The organism is Pseudomonas sp. R4-35-07, assembly GCF_003852235.1.
Lineage (GTDB): Bacteria > Pseudomonadota > Gammaproteobacteria > Pseudomonadales > Pseudomonadaceae > Aquipseudomonas.
Genome location: NZ_CP027732.1, coordinates 4,812,758 through 4,825,262 on the forward strand (window position 1 = coordinate 4,812,758; position 12,505 = coordinate 4,825,262).

The following is a 12,505-nucleotide window of genomic DNA, read 5'->3' on the forward strand; positions in this document are numbered from 1 at the left end:
CGGCCGCCGCTGAATGGTGCTCGATAAGGCAGCGGGATGATGCCGCCCTGGGGCGCAAGGCTCAGGAATAGGCCGCACGCGCTGACCGCAGGCCAATACGCTCGCGAAACGCCTGGTAATGCCTGAGCACCTGGACCGGCGCCTCGAGTTGTGGGTAATGGCCGATATCGGCCAGCAAGATCGCATCGGCATTCGGCACCAGCTGTTGATAGCGCTCCACCATATGCGCGCCGGAAATGGGGTCGACCTCACCGTCGATGACCCGCAACGGCACGTCGCCGCGCTGCATTGCCGCCACCCAGCGGTCACGCAGGCGACGGCGCTGGGGAATGTAGTTGATCAGCTTGTGCAGGATGCGCGGGCCGTCGTTGTGTTCAATCAAACTCCAGAAATCATCCAGGGCGCTTTCGCTCGGTAGCGTCCGGGGACCAAAAATCTGGTTAAAACTGTTGGCCAGGCTACTTCGTCCAGAGGCTCGTCCGATCATCCAGCCCAGGGGGCTGAGCAATAACTTCTGCACCAAGGTTGCGCGATGGGTTTCGGGGAACAGCCCACCGTTGAGAAACGCACAACTGGCCATCTGGAACCGCCCTTCGTAATGCCGGGCCAGGAGTTCCTGGGCAACACTGTCGCCATAGTCATGGGCCAATATGTGCACCGGCTCTGCCACCCCCAGGTGTTCAAGCAACGCCTGTTGCAGGTCGGCTTGCTCCAGCAGGCAGTACTCGTGATCAAGCGGTTTGGCCGATTCGCCGAAGCCGAGCATGTCGCAGGCGATCACCAGATTGCGCTGGGCCAGGGGTTGCCACAGGTAATGCCAATCCCAACTGGCCGTGGGAAAGCCATGGATCAACAGCAGCGGCTCGCCCTGCCCGGCCACCCAATAACGAATGGAGCGGCCGCGAAAGACGAAATCCTGGCCGCGTTTGCGCCAGGCGCTGAGCGGTATTTCGGCAAGTGGCATCAGCTTTTATACCCGGGGTCCTGGTTATCCAATGTGCGCAGCAGCGCCGGCCAGGCCAGCGCACCGCCCATACCTTGGGCGCTTTTTGTGACAGCGGCCACCATCGCCTTGGCACCGGCCAGAATCTGCGGCTCGATGGTAATCAACTCGGCAGCGCCGTTCTGCGCCAGTACCTGGATGTCACAGGCGCGCTGGAACGTGAACATCATCAGAAAGGTGTCGGCGATGGTCGCGCCGCACGTCAGCAGGCCATGGTTGTGCAGCATCAGGAAGTTGTGTTCGCCCAGGTCCGCCTGCAAGCGCGCCTTTTCATCGTGATTCAGTGCGACGCCTTCATAGGCGTGATAGGCCAGGCTCGACAGCACAAACAGCGACTGCTGGCTGATCGGCAGCACGCCCTGCTTTTGCGCAGACACGGCGACACCGGCGGCAGTATGGGTGTGCAGCACACAGGTCACGTCGTGGCGCACTTCGTGGATGGCGCTGTGGATGGTGTAGCCCGCGGGGTTGATCTCGTAAGGGCTGTCCATGCGCTTGTTGCCGGCCTGGTCCACCTTGACCAGGCTTGAGGCGGTGATTTCGTGGAACATCAGCCCATAGGGGTTGATCAGGAAATCATCGGTGCCCGGCACCTTGGCGGAAATATGCGTGAAGATCAGATCATCCCAACCGTGCATCGCCACCAGGCGATAGCAGGCCGCCAGGTCGACACGGGCTTGCCATTCGGCCGCGCTGACCTGATCTTTGACATTCTGTGACGATAGAACGGTGGCTAGGCTCACAATAATGACCTCCTTGGCGCATTTATTATTATTTTTTAAGTGATGAGCCAGTCTAGTCAGACGCCCTGGCTTGCGGAGTTGCCTTCGCAGCCAGCTTGATGACTGAGCGAGTCAGCCTGGAGAATAGTACAAACGGTGTCAGAGAAGCGCCGCCAATAAAAACACGCGGACAGCGCCTCATGGGGTCGGTCAGCGCTGCAGTGCAGTAATCAACTCGGCCAGCCACGGTTCGGCGTCGGTCTCCGGGGTCACGCTTTCGCTGGCGTCCAGGCGCAGCATCGGCAGCACTTCGTGCAGGCCCAACTCACTGAACACTTCGCGCATTTGCTCGCCGCCGCCGCAGAAGGTATCGCCGTAGCTGGCGTCGCCCAGGCCAATGACCGCACCGGGCAGGCCGCGCCAGGCGGCGGGCAACTGGTCGCGAATGCTTGAGTACAGCGGTTGCAGATTGTCGGGCAGCTCGCCCATGCCGGTGGTCGATGTGACCGCCAGGAACGCCTCGGGCGCAAAGGCCTGCACGTCGGCCAGCGTGGCACGCGGGTTGTGCCAGGCTTCAAAACCCGCTGCTTTGAGGATTTTTTCGGCGTGGCGAGCGACTTCTTCAGCTGTGCCGTAGACCGAGCCGGAAAGGATGGCGACTTTCATCAATCTGATCCTGTAATTGAGCGAAAGCGTAGGATATTAGCAGCTGGCGCAGATTTCTCAGCGCGCGCCGTGCAACATTCAAGACGTGTCATAAACTTCAGACCTCAACAACAAGCCATGGACCGCTCAATGATCAACGCCAAGCTGATGCAAATGGTCATCAACGCCTCCAACGACGGGATTGTCGTCGCCGAACGAGAAGGCGAAGACAAGCCACTGATCTACGTCAACCCGGCCTTCGAACGCCTGACCGGCTACACTCTGGACGACATCCTTTATCAGGATTGCCGTTTCCTGCAGGCGGGCGACCGTGACCAGCCAGGCCTGATGGCGATTCGCGAGGCGCTCGACAGCGGTGGCGCGTGCCGGGAAATCCTGCGCAACTACCGTAAGGACGGCACGCATTTCTGGAACGAGTTATCACTGTCAACGGTGTACAACGCGGCCGACCAGCAGACGTATTTCGTCGGCGTGCAAAAAGACGTCACCGTCCAGGTAAAAGCGCAGCAACGCGTCGCCCAGCTGGAAGCCCAGGTAGCCGAGCTTAAAGCTGAGCTGGCGGCGCTCAAGGTGACGAGTGGAATTAACAAGCTGTAAAAATGGCGCTCTTTAGAGCGATAATGGCCTTTTAACGCCCAACTTTGAGCTATATCCATGCACCGCGATGCTCTTTTGACGCAGGACGAACTGGCGTTTATCCAGGACATGCAGCACAACCCGCAGCTCAACCTGCGGGATGCATGGTCGAGCCTGACGGTGAATGGCGGTGCGCAGATTCGCGATTTGCTCACGCGGTTGGCCGCTCACGACCAAGTCACCATCCAGGCGCAGTTCGATAACCAGCAACTGACCTTTCCCCTGCACCTGGTGGAAGATGAGTTTCATGCGGTGCATCTTCGCCTGGGCGTGCCGAGTATCTTTGAAGACGGGCCGATGATCCGCCCGTGGCGCCTGGCCCTTGAAACACCGGTGGCCCTGGAGAACATCAAGGGCTACGCCAGTGCGCTGTGGGTGCACGAAGTGTCATTCAAGGGTGTGCTGGTGGAAGGGCGTGGCCGAGCCAAACCGCCGAAAACCTTTTCTTTGTGGTTCAGTCCGTCCGGTTACGAACGCATTGCGTTGCGTGGCACGCTGGAACGGGAAACCGCACGGGGCCTGTTTGCCTACCGTCTGAATCAGAGTGACGCAGGTGAAATCGAGCGCCTGCGCCAATTCATCCTGCACCAGCATCGTCTGGTGCATCCCCATGTACATGCCTGAGATCAGGTATCCAGACCGCCACTGAGAAACTGCTGCAAACGGCGCTGCATCTGGCGCCCTTCGCTGCCGAGGCAGCCGATGGACGTGCCGGCCAGATCGGCCTGCAACAGGTCCGATGCAGCGCCTGCGAGAAACAGCGGGCAGTCCAGGGTCAACGCCAAGCGGCTCAGCCGTGCAGCCAAGTCATGCTTATGCAAGTGATTGGAGAACATGACCAGCGCCTGGGGGCGGATCTTTTCACAGACCAGGGTCAACTCATCGACCGGCTGGTCCAAGCCCAGCACCTTCACGGGCGAATCCTCCCGGCTCATCAACAGCGCCGCCACCAGTAGCTCCAGTTTGCGGCACTCGCCCGGCAGGGCGCTCAGCAATACCTGGGGGGCGGGCGATGCGCTTGCCACCTGCAGGCGCAGCAACGTCTGCATGCACAGAAAAGAATCGAAAAACAGCCATTCACTGGCCTGGCCGAAACGGCCCTGGTAGCGCAGCAAGTCGCGCCACAACGGCATCAGAATGTCCTGAAACGCAATACTCAGGGGATAGGTCGAGAACACCTGGCCGTACACGCTCTCCAACTGACGATCGTCGAACGCACTGATGGCATGCATCAGCCGGGCTCGCCACTGCGGCCATTCGCTGTCTTCGGCCGCGTCGCGCTCGGCACGAATTGCTTCGATCTGTTGATCGTCACGCGCCAGAATCTTGCCAACCTTGCTCACCGCTACGCCGCGTTCAGTCCAATCAAGAATACGCTTGACCGTCTCAATATCGGCCGTGGAGTAGAGACGGTGCCCGCTTTCGGTGCGCATGGGCTGGATCAGCCCGTAGCGCCGCTCCCACGCTCGCAGGGTGACCGGGTTTACGCCTGTCAATCTCGAGACTTCCCGAATCGGAAAAAGCTGATCTGAATCTGTCGAAATCAGACGCGAAATGCTATCAATCGGAGCGGTAATCAAGGGCATTGGTGACCAAATGTGGCAATGCTGGCTGAAGGGTATTTAACGCTTATCGACCTGTCTTTTTCAAGGCCGTACTTATCGGACCAACGTCTCTGGTGTATTTCGGCAAAAGAGGAATAATCCTTGCCTGTTTTTTAAGAGAGCGGCCTCACCCGGCCGCCTCTTTGTGCGCCACCTACCCGGTTCAGCGCACCCGTACATTTGGAGATATACCATGTCTACCTCACCCGTCACCTTGATGGTCGCGCGCCGCGTGGCCAAAGGACGCTATGAAGAGCTGATGGCCTGGCTGCGCGAAGGCGAACAACTGGCCACCGACTTCCCCGGTTACCTGGGTTCCGGCGTGCTGGCCCCGCCGCCCAATGACGATGAATTCCAGATCATCTTCCGCTTCGCCGACGAAAAAACCCTGCATGCCTGGGAGTTTTCCGCTTCGCGCAGTGCCTGGCTGAGCCGTGGCAGCGAACTGTTTGCCGACCCTTCCGAGCACCGCGTGAGCGGCATCGATGGCTGGTTTGGCGCCGTGGGAGCCCGCCCACCCCGCTGGAAACAGGCGGTGGCGATCTGGCTGGCGTTTTTCCCGGTGTCGCTGCTGTTCAATTTTGGCCTGGCACCCTTGCTCGGCGAACTGGACCTGTTCAGCCGGGTGCTGGTCAGCACCTTGGCGCTCACACCGCTGATGGTGTACTTCTTTATTCCGTTGTCGACGCACCTGCTGGCGAACTGGCTGCATCCCACGCCACCACGCAAGGCCAGCGAAGCCGCTGCCTGAGTACAGGGGAGACGGGTCGCTGGTATAGTTTCCACCTGCCAGCGACTAGAGCCTCCCATGACTGCAACCAACGCCCCGATCCTGATCACCGGTGCCGGCCAGCGCGTCGGCCTGTATTGCGCCGAACGCCTGTTGGACGCAGGGCAATCGGTCATCTTCAGCTACCGCAGCGAACGCCCAGGGGTGCAGCTGCTGCGCGAACGCGGTGCGGTCGGCCTGTTTGCCGATTTTTCCAGCGAAGCGGGGATTGTGGCGTTCATCACTGAGTTGAAGGCCCACACCGACTCGCTGCGCGCGATCATCCACAACGCCTCGGCCTGGATTGCGGAAACGCCTGACGACGAAAGCCACGCCTTTACCGACATGTTCAGCGTGCACATGCTTGCGCCGTACCTGATCAACCGGCATTGTTCACCTCTGCTGCAACGTTCGACACCGGCCGATATCGTGCATATCAGCGATGACGTGGTACGCAAGGGCAGCCGCCAGCACATCGCGTATTGCGCCACCAAGGCCGGGCTCGACAGCCTTACCTTGTCGTTCGCCGCAGAGTTCGCGCCGCTGATCAAGGTCAACGGCATCGCGCCGGCCATGGTGATGTTCAATGAAGGCGACGACGCGGCCTACCGTGCCAAGGTCCTGGCCAAGTCGGCACTGGGCATCGAGCCCGGGCCTGAGGTGATCTACCAGAGCGTGCGTTACCTGCTGGACAACCCCTATGTCACCGGGACCACCCTGACCGTCAACGGCGGGCGGCATATCAAGTAAGCCGTTTTGAGGATGTTGTATGACCTTGTCCCTGCCCCACCATTACCGCGAAATCCTCAAAGGCCTGGGCGAAGACCCGGAACGCGAAGGTTTGCTCGACACCCCCAAGCGCGCCGCCAAGGCGATGCAATACTTGTGTCATGGCTACGAGCAGAACCTGGAAGAAATCGTCAATGGCGCGCTCTTCGCCTCCGACAACGACGAGATGGTGATCCTCCAGGACATCGAGCTGTACTCGCTGTGTGAACACCACCTGCTGCCCTTTATCGGCAAGGCCCATGTGGCCTACATTCCGACCGGAAAGGTGCTGGGCCTGTCGAAACTGGCGCGCATCGTCGACATGTATGCCAGGCGCCTGCAGATCCAGGAAAACCTCACGCGGCAAATTGCCGACGCCATCCAGGACGTGACCCAGGCCGCCGGCGTGGCGGTGGTGATCGAAGCCAGGCACATGTGCATGATGATGCGCGGCGTGGAAAAACAGAATTCAACCATGAACACCTCGGTGATGCTCGGCGCGTTCCGCGAGTCGAACACCACGCGCATGGAGTTCCTGCAACTGATTGGACGGAGCAAGTAGCAATGCCACAACTTCAACCAGGCATGGCGCGCATCCGGGTCAAGGACCTGTGCCTGCGCACCTTTATTGGCATCAACGAGGACGAAATCCTCAACAAGCAGGATGTGCTGATCAACCTGACCATCCTGTATGCCGCCCAGGAAGCCGTGCGCGATAATGACATCGACCACGCGCTGAACTACCGCACCATCACCAAGGCCATCATTGCCCACGTCGAAGGCAACCGCTTTGCCTTGCTCGAACGCCTGACCCAGGAGCTGCTCGACCTGGTGATGAGCAACGAGTCGGTGCTGTACGCCGAAGTCGAAGTCGACAAACCCCATGCGCTGCGCTTTGCCGAGTCGGTTTCGATTACGTTAGCTGCAAGCCGTTAGCTGCAAGCTTCAAGCTAAAAGCCACACGCATTCCAACTTGCAGCTTGAAGCTTACCCGCTTGAAGCTATCTCGGAGAGATTCCATGAACGACCAACAACGCCTCGAACTCGAAGCCGCCGCCTTTCGCCGGCTGGTGTCACACCTGGACAGCCGCAAGGATGTACAGAACATCGACCTGATGAACCTGGCCGGCTTCTGCCGTAACTGCCTGTCCAAGTGGTACAAGGCCGAGGCCGACGAGCGCCAGATCGAGCTGAGCCTCGATGACGCCCGTGAAGTGGTGTACGGCATGCCGTACGCCGAGTGGAAAGCCCAATACCAGAAAGAAGCCAGCGCCGACCAACATGCGGCGTTTGCCAAAGGAAAAGCCCATGACTGACCTGAACACCCTGCGCGCCAGCCTTAACAGCGGCGAACACGCGTTTGCCGACACCCTGGCCTTTGTTGCCGCAGGTTACGACTACCAGCCACAAGCCTTCACCAACGGCGAGGTGGAAAATGCCGCCGGCCAGAACGAAGGTTCGTGCAAGACACTTGGATTGGCGTTGCTGGAAGGGTTGAGCGATCAGGAAGCACTGCTGGCGTTTGGCGAGCATTACCGTTCAGTGGTGGCTACGCCTGACGGCAGTGACCATGGGAACATCCGCGCATTGATTGCCAATGGCCTGGCCGGTGTGAAGTTCACCACCGAGCCGCTGATCCGCAAATCCTGAGTCATACACAAATCAAAATGTGGGAGGGGGCTTGCCCCCGATAGCAGTGGTTCAGTAGCAAATGTGCTGACTGAAACACTGCTATCGGGAGCAAGCCCCCTCCCACATTTGTTTTGCAGTGCTGCTTAGAACGAGGCGTCTTTCAGACCGTCAAGGTAACGCTCGGCGTCCAGGGCCGCCATGCAACCGGCGCCGGCCGAGGTGATAGCTTGGCGGTAGACGTGGTCAGCCACGTCGCCGGCCGCAAAGATGCCGTCGATGTTGGTGGCGGTGGCATTGCCTTCACGGCCGCCCTGCACCACCAGGTAACCGTCTTTGGCTTCCAGCACACCTTCGAACAACGAGGTGTTCGGGGTGTGGCCGATGGCGATGAATACGCCGTCGACTTTCAGCTCGTCGAAGCTGCCGTCATTGTTCTTCAGGCGCGCACCGGTCACGCCCATGTTGTCACCCAGGACTTCGTCCAGCGTGGCGTTGAGCTTGAGGATGATCTTGCCTTCAGCGACGCGGGCGTGCAGCTTGTCGATCAGGATCTTCTCGGCGCGGAAGGTTTCGCGGCGGTGCACCAGGGTCACGGTGCTGGCGATATTGGCCAGGTACAGCGCCTCTTCCACGGCGGTGTTGCCACCACCGACCACAGCCACTGGCTTGTTGCGATAGAAGAAGCCGTCGCAGGTCGCGCAGGCGGAAACACCCTTGCCCATGAACGCTTCTTCCGACGGCAGGCCCAGGTAACGGGCGCTGGCGCCGGTGGCGATGATCAACGCGTCACAGGTGTACACGCCGCTGTCGCCCGTCAGGCTGTAGGGCTTCTTGGAGAAGTCGACCTTGTTGATGTGGTCGAACACGATCTCGGTTTCAAAGCGCTCGGCGTGTTCTTTCATACGCTCCATCAGCACCGGGCCGGTCAGGCCGTGGACGTCGCCCGGCCAGTTGTCGACTTCGGTGGTGGTGGTCAGCTGACCGCCCGCCTGCATGCCGGTGATCAGCAGCGGCTTGAGGTTGGCCCGGGCAGCGTAGACCGCAGCGCTGTAACCGGCAGGGCCGGAACCGAGAATAATCACTCGCGAATGACGGGTATCAGACATGACTCACTCCTATCGACCGCCCGGACAACAAGACGGCTGGAATAAAAAAGGACCGCGAAGCACTTGGGGAAGGCTTGAACTCGCAGATCCTGAAAATAATGGGTGCAGCGTATAGAGGGGGGCAAGATTAAGGAAATACGGAATAACAATCCAGCTCATAGGTGGTCTCTATGCAGTCGACCGGTTTGATCGACCTTCTTGTCCACTCAGGTGTAACCGCTGATGTCGCCACTTTCACCGCCACGGCAAAGCCGGTAAGGTCGGCGCGTTCGCCCTTCTGCTCGGAGTCTTCCATGCCTGCCCCCGCTCTTTCCGGCCCGCAATACCTGCGCGAAGGCCTCAAACTGGTGTTGAGCCCCGGCCTGCGCCTGTTCGTACTGCTGCCGCTGGCGATCAACCTGGTGCTGTTCGTCGGCCTGATCTACTTTGCAGGCCACCAATTCAGCCTGTGGGTCGACCACCTGATGCCCACGCTGCCCGGCTGGCTGAGCTTTTTGAATTACCTGCTGTGGCCGCTGTTCGTGGTGCTGGTGGTGTTGATGGTGTTTTTCACCTTTACCATGCTCGCTAATATCATCGCGGCGCCGTTCAATGGTTTTCTCGCGGAGAAAGTCGAGATCGTAGTGCGTGGCACCGACGACTTCCCGCCGTTCAGCTGGGGCGAGCTGATAGCGATGATCCCGCGCACCCTGGCCCGGGAAATGCGCAAGCTGGGCTACTTTCTGCCACGGGCCATCGGCCTGTTCATCCTGTCGTTCATTCCCGTGGTCAACCTGATCGCCGCGCCATTGTGGCTGCTGTTCGGCGTGTGGATGATGGCGATCCAATACATCGACTACCCGGCCGACAACCACAAGCTGGGCTGGAACGAAATGCTCGCCTGGCTGCGCCAGAAGCGCTGGCAGAGCATGAGTTTTGGCGGGATCGTCTACCTGGTGCTGCTGGTGCCAGTAGTCAACTTGCTGATGATGCCGGCAGCAGTCGCCGGCGCCACGTTGTTCTGGGTGCGCGAGCAAGGTGCCGAAGCGATGGCCGGGCAACAGGTGGCTCGGTCATAAATCCATCATCCCAGTGACACAATGAAGACATGGCCCGCAGCGACACTGTGGGTCATGACGACAGCTTCGCTCCACATCACCCTGATCACCGAAACCTTCCCGCCGGAAATCAACGGGGTGGCCAATACCCTTGGCCGCCTGTGCGACGGTTTGCGCGCGCGCGGCCATCAAATCGAACTGGTGCGCCCCCGCCAAGGCGTCGACCAGAGCCGGCCGAGTGACGATGAGTTGCTGCTGTGCCGCGGCTGGCCGTTACCGGGGTATCCAGGGCTGCAGTGGGGCCAATCGTCGATGCACAAACTTCTGCGCCGCTGGACCCGCCAGCGTCCGGATGTGTTGTACATCGCCACCGAGGGCCCGTTGGGCTTGTCGGCGTTACGCGCGGCGCGGCGCTTGGGCATCAGCGTGGTCAGCGGCTTTCACACCAACTTTCAACAGTATTCGAACCAGTACGGCTTGAGCGTGTTGAGTCGCCTGGTCACCCATTACCTGCGCTGGTTTCATAACCGGTCGACGTTGACGCTGGTTCCCAGCGCGAGTCAGCGCCTGGAGCTGGAGCGCCGGCACTTCGAGCGTCTTGGGATGCTGTCGCGGGGGGTCGATAGCCAACTGTTCCACCCGGCCAAACGCGATGATGCTTTACGCGCAAGCTGGGGGTTGGAGAACGACGACATTGTGGTGCTGCACGTAGGACGCCTCGCCCAAGAGAAAAACCTCGGGCTGCTCAAACGCTGTTTCGACACGTTGCAGACCACCTATCCATCGCGGCGGCTCAAGTTGGTCATTGTCGGCGATGGCCCGCAGCGCAGCCTGTTGCAGCGCGATTTGCCCGACGCGGTGTTCTGCGGCGCCCAGCGCGGTGAAGCACTGGCGCGGCATTACGCTTCGGGCGATCTGTTCCTGTTTCCCAGCCTGACCGAAACATTCGGCAATGTGGTGCTGGAAGCCATGGCGTCCGGGCTGGGTGTGGTGGCCTACGACCAGGCAGCCGCGACCCAGCATATTCGCCACGGTTACAACGGTGTGCTGGCGATGCCGGGGGATGAGAACGCGTTTTGCGATGCGGCCGTGTGGCTGCTGGAAGAGCGCGAGACGCTGCGCCGAGCGCGGCTCAATGCCCGGCAACACGCCAGTCGCCAAGGGTGGCCGGCGATCATCGAGCAATTCGAGCGTCAGTTGCGCGATGTATGCAAGGACGGGCCTCCGGTGCCCGCCCTGGCGTCGCTTACACCAGGCTCGTCAACGCCTCACGACTGAACGGCAGAATGTCGGCCTCACGACCTTCGCGCACCTTCACGGCCCAATCCGGATCCACCAGCAGCGCACGGCCCACGGCGACCAGATCGAACTCGTCGTTATTCAAGCGCTCCAGCAGGTTCTCCAGGCTGGCCGGCTGCGCGACCTTATCGGTGTTGACCATGAACTGCAGGAACTCACCATCCAGGCCGACACTGCCCACGGTGATCGTCGGTTTCCCCGTCAGCTGGCGGGTCCAGCCGGCCAGATTGAGGTCGGAATCTTCGAATTCCGGCTCCCAGAACCGGCGCGTGGAACAGTGGAAAATATCCACGCCAGCGTCGGACAACGGCTTGAGGAATTCGCCCAACGCCTCGGGGGTTTGCACCAGGCGCGCGGTGTAGTCCTGCTGCTTCCACTGGGAAAAACGCAGGATGATCGGAAAGTCCGGGCCGACCGCAGCACGGGTGGCCTGGATCAATTCGATAGCGAAACGTGAACGGTTGGCCAGGCTGCCGCCGTACTCATCGGTACGCTGGTTGCTGCCTTCCCAGAAGAACTGATCGACCAGATAGCCGTGGGCGCCATGGATTTCCACACCGTCCATGCCGATGCGTTGAGCATCTTTGGCCGCCTGGGCAAACGCCTCGATCACGTCCTTGATGTCCTGGGTGGTCATGCCATGGACGACTACCTTGCCATCCTTGAGTTTTTCCATCGGGCCGTAGGCTGGCACGCTGCCGTCAGGTTCGGTACCGATACGGCGCACGGCGCCCACATGCCACAACTGCGGAACAATCTTGCCGCCTTCGGCGTGGACCGCATCGACCACTTTCTTCCAGCCGGCCAACGCCGCTTCGCCGTAAAAGTGCGGAACGTTGGGGTAACCGTTGGAGGCTTGATGGCCGACCACGGTGCCTTCGGTGATGATCAACCCAACGCCGGCGGCGGCGCGACGGCGGTAGTACTCGATCACTTGGGCATTGGGCACGCCACCCGGAGAGAATGAGCGGGTCATTGGCGCCATGACCACGCGGGTCGACAGTTGCAGTGCACCGAGCTGGAAGGGTTTGAACAAGGCTTGGACGGGCATGGAGCACTCCACATAAGACAGATTTATGATGTGGATAATATGGACGCCCCGGCTTGCTGGATAGCACTATTGATCTGGGTGATTAAGGCGATTAAAGCCACCGAATACCAGTAGGAGCGAGCTTGCTCGCGAAAGACCCGAGGACGCCGCGCATATCCAGAGCACACGCGTTATCGTTGGCGATTTTCGCGAGCAAGCTCGCTCCTACAGGG

Annotated in this window: 17 protein-coding genes; 10 read left to right on the forward strand and 7 right to left on the reverse strand. The window is 60.3% G+C overall.

Going from position 1 to position 12,505, the window contains the following annotated elements; genetic code table 11:
- Positions 1–61: 61 nt before the first annotated feature.
- From C4J89_RS21980 to C4J89_RS21990, 3 genes are all read right to left on the reverse strand, one after another.
- On the reverse strand, positions 62–964 hold the full coding sequence (locus C4J89_RS21980) for an alpha/beta fold hydrolase (RefSeq protein ID WP_124364351.1): 903 nt from the start codon (positions 962–964) through the stop codon (positions 62–64).
- On the reverse strand, positions 964–1,746 hold the full coding sequence (locus C4J89_RS21985) for a class II aldolase/adducin family protein (RefSeq protein WP_124415574.1): 783 nt from the start codon (positions 1,744–1,746) through the stop codon (positions 964–966). The genes C4J89_RS21980 and C4J89_RS21985 overlap by 1 nt, the downstream gene beginning before the upstream one ends.
- Before the next feature lie 189 nt (positions 1,747–1,935).
- On the reverse strand, positions 1,936–2,391 hold the full coding sequence (locus tag C4J89_RS21990; RefSeq protein WP_124364353.1) for a flavodoxin: 456 nt from the start codon (positions 2,389–2,391) through the stop codon (positions 1,936–1,938).
- Positions 2,392–2,520: 129 nt separating this feature from the next.
- Between C4J89_RS21990 and C4J89_RS21995 the strand changes: the two genes are divergently transcribed.
- Positions 2,521–2,988: a PAS domain-containing protein gene (locus C4J89_RS21995; protein WP_124364354.1), complete on the forward strand. Its 468-nt coding sequence runs from the start codon at positions 2,521–2,523 to the stop codon at positions 2,986–2,988.
- Between the two features lie 57 nt (positions 2,989–3,045).
- Complete coding sequence (locus tag C4J89_RS22000) at positions 3,046–3,651, forward strand: hypothetical protein (RefSeq protein ID WP_124364355.1); 606 nt, start codon at positions 3,046–3,048, stop codon at positions 3,649–3,651.
- Between the two features lie 2 nt (positions 3,652–3,653).
- Here the strand turns inward: C4J89_RS22000 and C4J89_RS22005 are convergent, their stop codons facing one another.
- Complete coding sequence (locus C4J89_RS22005; protein WP_124364356.1) at positions 3,654–4,613, reverse strand: MerR family transcriptional regulator; 960 nt, start codon at positions 4,611–4,613, stop codon at positions 3,654–3,656.
- A gap of 211 nt (positions 4,614–4,824) precedes the next feature.
- Here C4J89_RS22005 and C4J89_RS22010 point away from each other — a divergent pair, with 211 nt between their 5' ends.
- The 6 genes from C4J89_RS22010 to C4J89_RS22035 all read left to right on the forward strand — a co-directional run bounded on the left by C4J89_RS22010 (position 4,825) and on the right by C4J89_RS22035 (position 7,818).
- Complete coding sequence (locus C4J89_RS22010) at positions 4,825–5,382, forward strand: antibiotic biosynthesis monooxygenase (RefSeq protein ID WP_124371811.1); 558 nt, start codon at positions 4,825–4,827, stop codon at positions 5,380–5,382.
- 57 nt (positions 5,383–5,439) lie between these two features.
- Positions 5,440–6,150 (forward strand): dihydromonapterin reductase, encoded by a 711-nt coding sequence (gene folM, locus C4J89_RS22015; RefSeq protein ID WP_124364358.1) that lies wholly within the window; start codon positions 5,440–5,442, stop codon positions 6,148–6,150.
- 19 nt (positions 6,151–6,169) lie between these two features.
- Positions 6,170–6,730 carry a GTP cyclohydrolase I FolE gene (gene folE / locus C4J89_RS22020; RefSeq protein WP_124364359.1) on the forward strand — a complete coding sequence of 187 codons (561 nt, stop codon included), beginning with the start codon at positions 6,170–6,172 and terminating at the stop codon, positions 6,728–6,730.
- 2 nt (positions 6,731–6,732) lie between these two features.
- A complete protein-coding gene (folX, locus tag C4J89_RS22025) occupies positions 6,733–7,104 on the forward strand; it encodes a dihydroneopterin triphosphate 2'-epimerase (RefSeq protein WP_003194073.1) in 372 nt (123 codons plus the stop codon).
- A gap of 83 nt (positions 7,105–7,187) precedes the next feature.
- Positions 7,188–7,484 carry a DUF1244 domain-containing protein gene (locus C4J89_RS22030; RefSeq protein WP_124364360.1) on the forward strand — a complete coding sequence of 99 codons (297 nt, stop codon included), beginning with the start codon at positions 7,188–7,190 and terminating at the stop codon, positions 7,482–7,484.
- Complete coding sequence (locus tag C4J89_RS22035) at positions 7,477–7,818, forward strand: HopJ type III effector protein (protein WP_164487602.1); 342 nt, start codon at positions 7,477–7,479, stop codon at positions 7,816–7,818. The genes C4J89_RS22030 and C4J89_RS22035 overlap by 8 nt, the downstream gene beginning before the upstream one ends.
- 125 nt (positions 7,819–7,943) lie before the next feature.
- Here the strand turns inward: C4J89_RS22035 and trxB are convergent, their stop codons facing one another.
- Together trxB and C4J89_RS26985 are read right to left on the reverse strand one after the other, a co-directional pair.
- Positions 7,944–8,906, reverse strand: a complete 963-nt coding sequence (trxB, locus tag C4J89_RS22040; protein WP_124364362.1) for a thioredoxin-disulfide reductase — start codon at positions 8,904–8,906, stop codon at positions 7,944–7,946.
- A gap of 127 nt (positions 8,907–9,033) precedes the next feature.
- Positions 9,034–9,201 (reverse strand): hypothetical protein, encoded by a 168-nt coding sequence (locus C4J89_RS26985; RefSeq protein ID WP_164485271.1) that lies wholly within the window; start codon positions 9,199–9,201, stop codon positions 9,034–9,036.
- On the opposite strand from C4J89_RS26985, the gene cysZ reads away from it, so the two are divergent.
- Positions 9,200–9,964 (forward strand): sulfate transporter CysZ, encoded by a 765-nt coding sequence (gene cysZ / locus C4J89_RS22050; protein ID WP_124371815.1) that lies wholly within the window; start codon positions 9,200–9,202, stop codon positions 9,962–9,964. The two genes, C4J89_RS26985 and cysZ, sit on opposite strands and share 2 nt — an antisense overlap.
- A 54-nt stretch (positions 9,965–10,018) precedes the next feature.
- On the forward strand, positions 10,019–11,221 hold the full coding sequence (locus C4J89_RS22055; protein ID WP_124415576.1) for a glycosyltransferase family 1 protein: 1,203 nt from the start codon (positions 10,019–10,021) through the stop codon (positions 11,219–11,221).
- On the opposite strand, the gene C4J89_RS22060 is transcribed toward C4J89_RS22055, so the two are convergent.
- Positions 11,190–12,293, reverse strand: a complete 1,104-nt coding sequence (locus tag C4J89_RS22060; RefSeq protein ID WP_124415577.1) for an NADH:flavin oxidoreductase — start codon at positions 12,291–12,293, stop codon at positions 11,190–11,192. The genes C4J89_RS22055 and C4J89_RS22060 overlap by 32 nt on opposite strands.
- Positions 12,294–12,505 lie beyond the last annotated feature (212 nt).

What these genes read in the sequence shown, in the direction of transcription:
- trxB (WP_124364362.1), bottom strand. Translation starts at nt 8,906, where the DNA reads ATGTCTGATACCCGTCATTCGCGAGTGATTATTCTCGGTTCCGGCCCT.
- C4J89_RS22030 (WP_124364360.1), top strand. Translation starts at nt 7,188, where the DNA reads ATGAACGACCAACAACGCCTCGAACTCGAAGCCGCCGCCTTTCGCCGG.
- C4J89_RS22005 (WP_124364356.1), bottom strand. Translation starts at nt 4,613, where the DNA reads ATGCCCTTGATTACCGCTCCGATTGATAGCATTTCGCGTCTGATTTCG.
- C4J89_RS21980 (WP_124364351.1), bottom strand. Translation starts at nt 964, where the DNA reads ATGCCACTTGCCGAAATACCGCTCAGCGCCTGGCGCAAACGCGGCCAG.
- C4J89_RS22055 (WP_124415576.1), top strand. Translation starts at nt 10,019, where the DNA reads ATGACGACAGCTTCGCTCCACATCACCCTGATCACCGAAACCTTCCCG.
- C4J89_RS26985 (WP_164485271.1), bottom strand. Translation starts at nt 9,201, where the DNA reads ATGGAAGACTCCGAGCAGAAGGGCGAACGCGCCGACCTTACCGGCTTT.
- C4J89_RS22000 (WP_124364355.1), top strand. Translation starts at nt 3,046, where the DNA reads ATGCACCGCGATGCTCTTTTGACGCAGGACGAACTGGCGTTTATCCAG.
- cysZ (WP_124371815.1), top strand. Translation starts at nt 9,200, where the DNA reads ATGCCTGCCCCCGCTCTTTCCGGCCCGCAATACCTGCGCGAAGGCCTC.
- folE (WP_124364359.1), top strand. Translation starts at nt 6,170, where the DNA reads ATGACCTTGTCCCTGCCCCACCATTACCGCGAAATCCTCAAAGGCCTG.
- folX (WP_003194073.1), top strand. Translation starts at nt 6,733, where the DNA reads ATGCCACAACTTCAACCAGGCATGGCGCGCATCCGGGTCAAGGACCTG.
- C4J89_RS22010 (WP_124371811.1), top strand. Translation starts at nt 4,825, where the DNA reads ATGTCTACCTCACCCGTCACCTTGATGGTCGCGCGCCGCGTGGCCAAA.
- C4J89_RS22035 (WP_164487602.1), top strand. Translation starts at nt 7,477, where the DNA reads ATGACTGACCTGAACACCCTGCGCGCCAGCCTTAACAGCGGCGAACAC.
- C4J89_RS22060 (WP_124415577.1), bottom strand. Translation starts at nt 12,293, where the DNA reads ATGCCCGTCCAAGCCTTGTTCAAACCCTTCCAGCTCGGTGCACTGCAA.
- C4J89_RS21990 (WP_124364353.1), bottom strand. Translation starts at nt 2,391, where the DNA reads ATGAAAGTCGCCATCCTTTCCGGCTCGGTCTACGGCACAGCTGAAGAA.
- folM (WP_124364358.1), top strand. Translation starts at nt 5,440, where the DNA reads ATGACTGCAACCAACGCCCCGATCCTGATCACCGGTGCCGGCCAGCGC.
- C4J89_RS21995 (WP_124364354.1), top strand. Translation starts at nt 2,521, where the DNA reads ATGATCAACGCCAAGCTGATGCAAATGGTCATCAACGCCTCCAACGAC.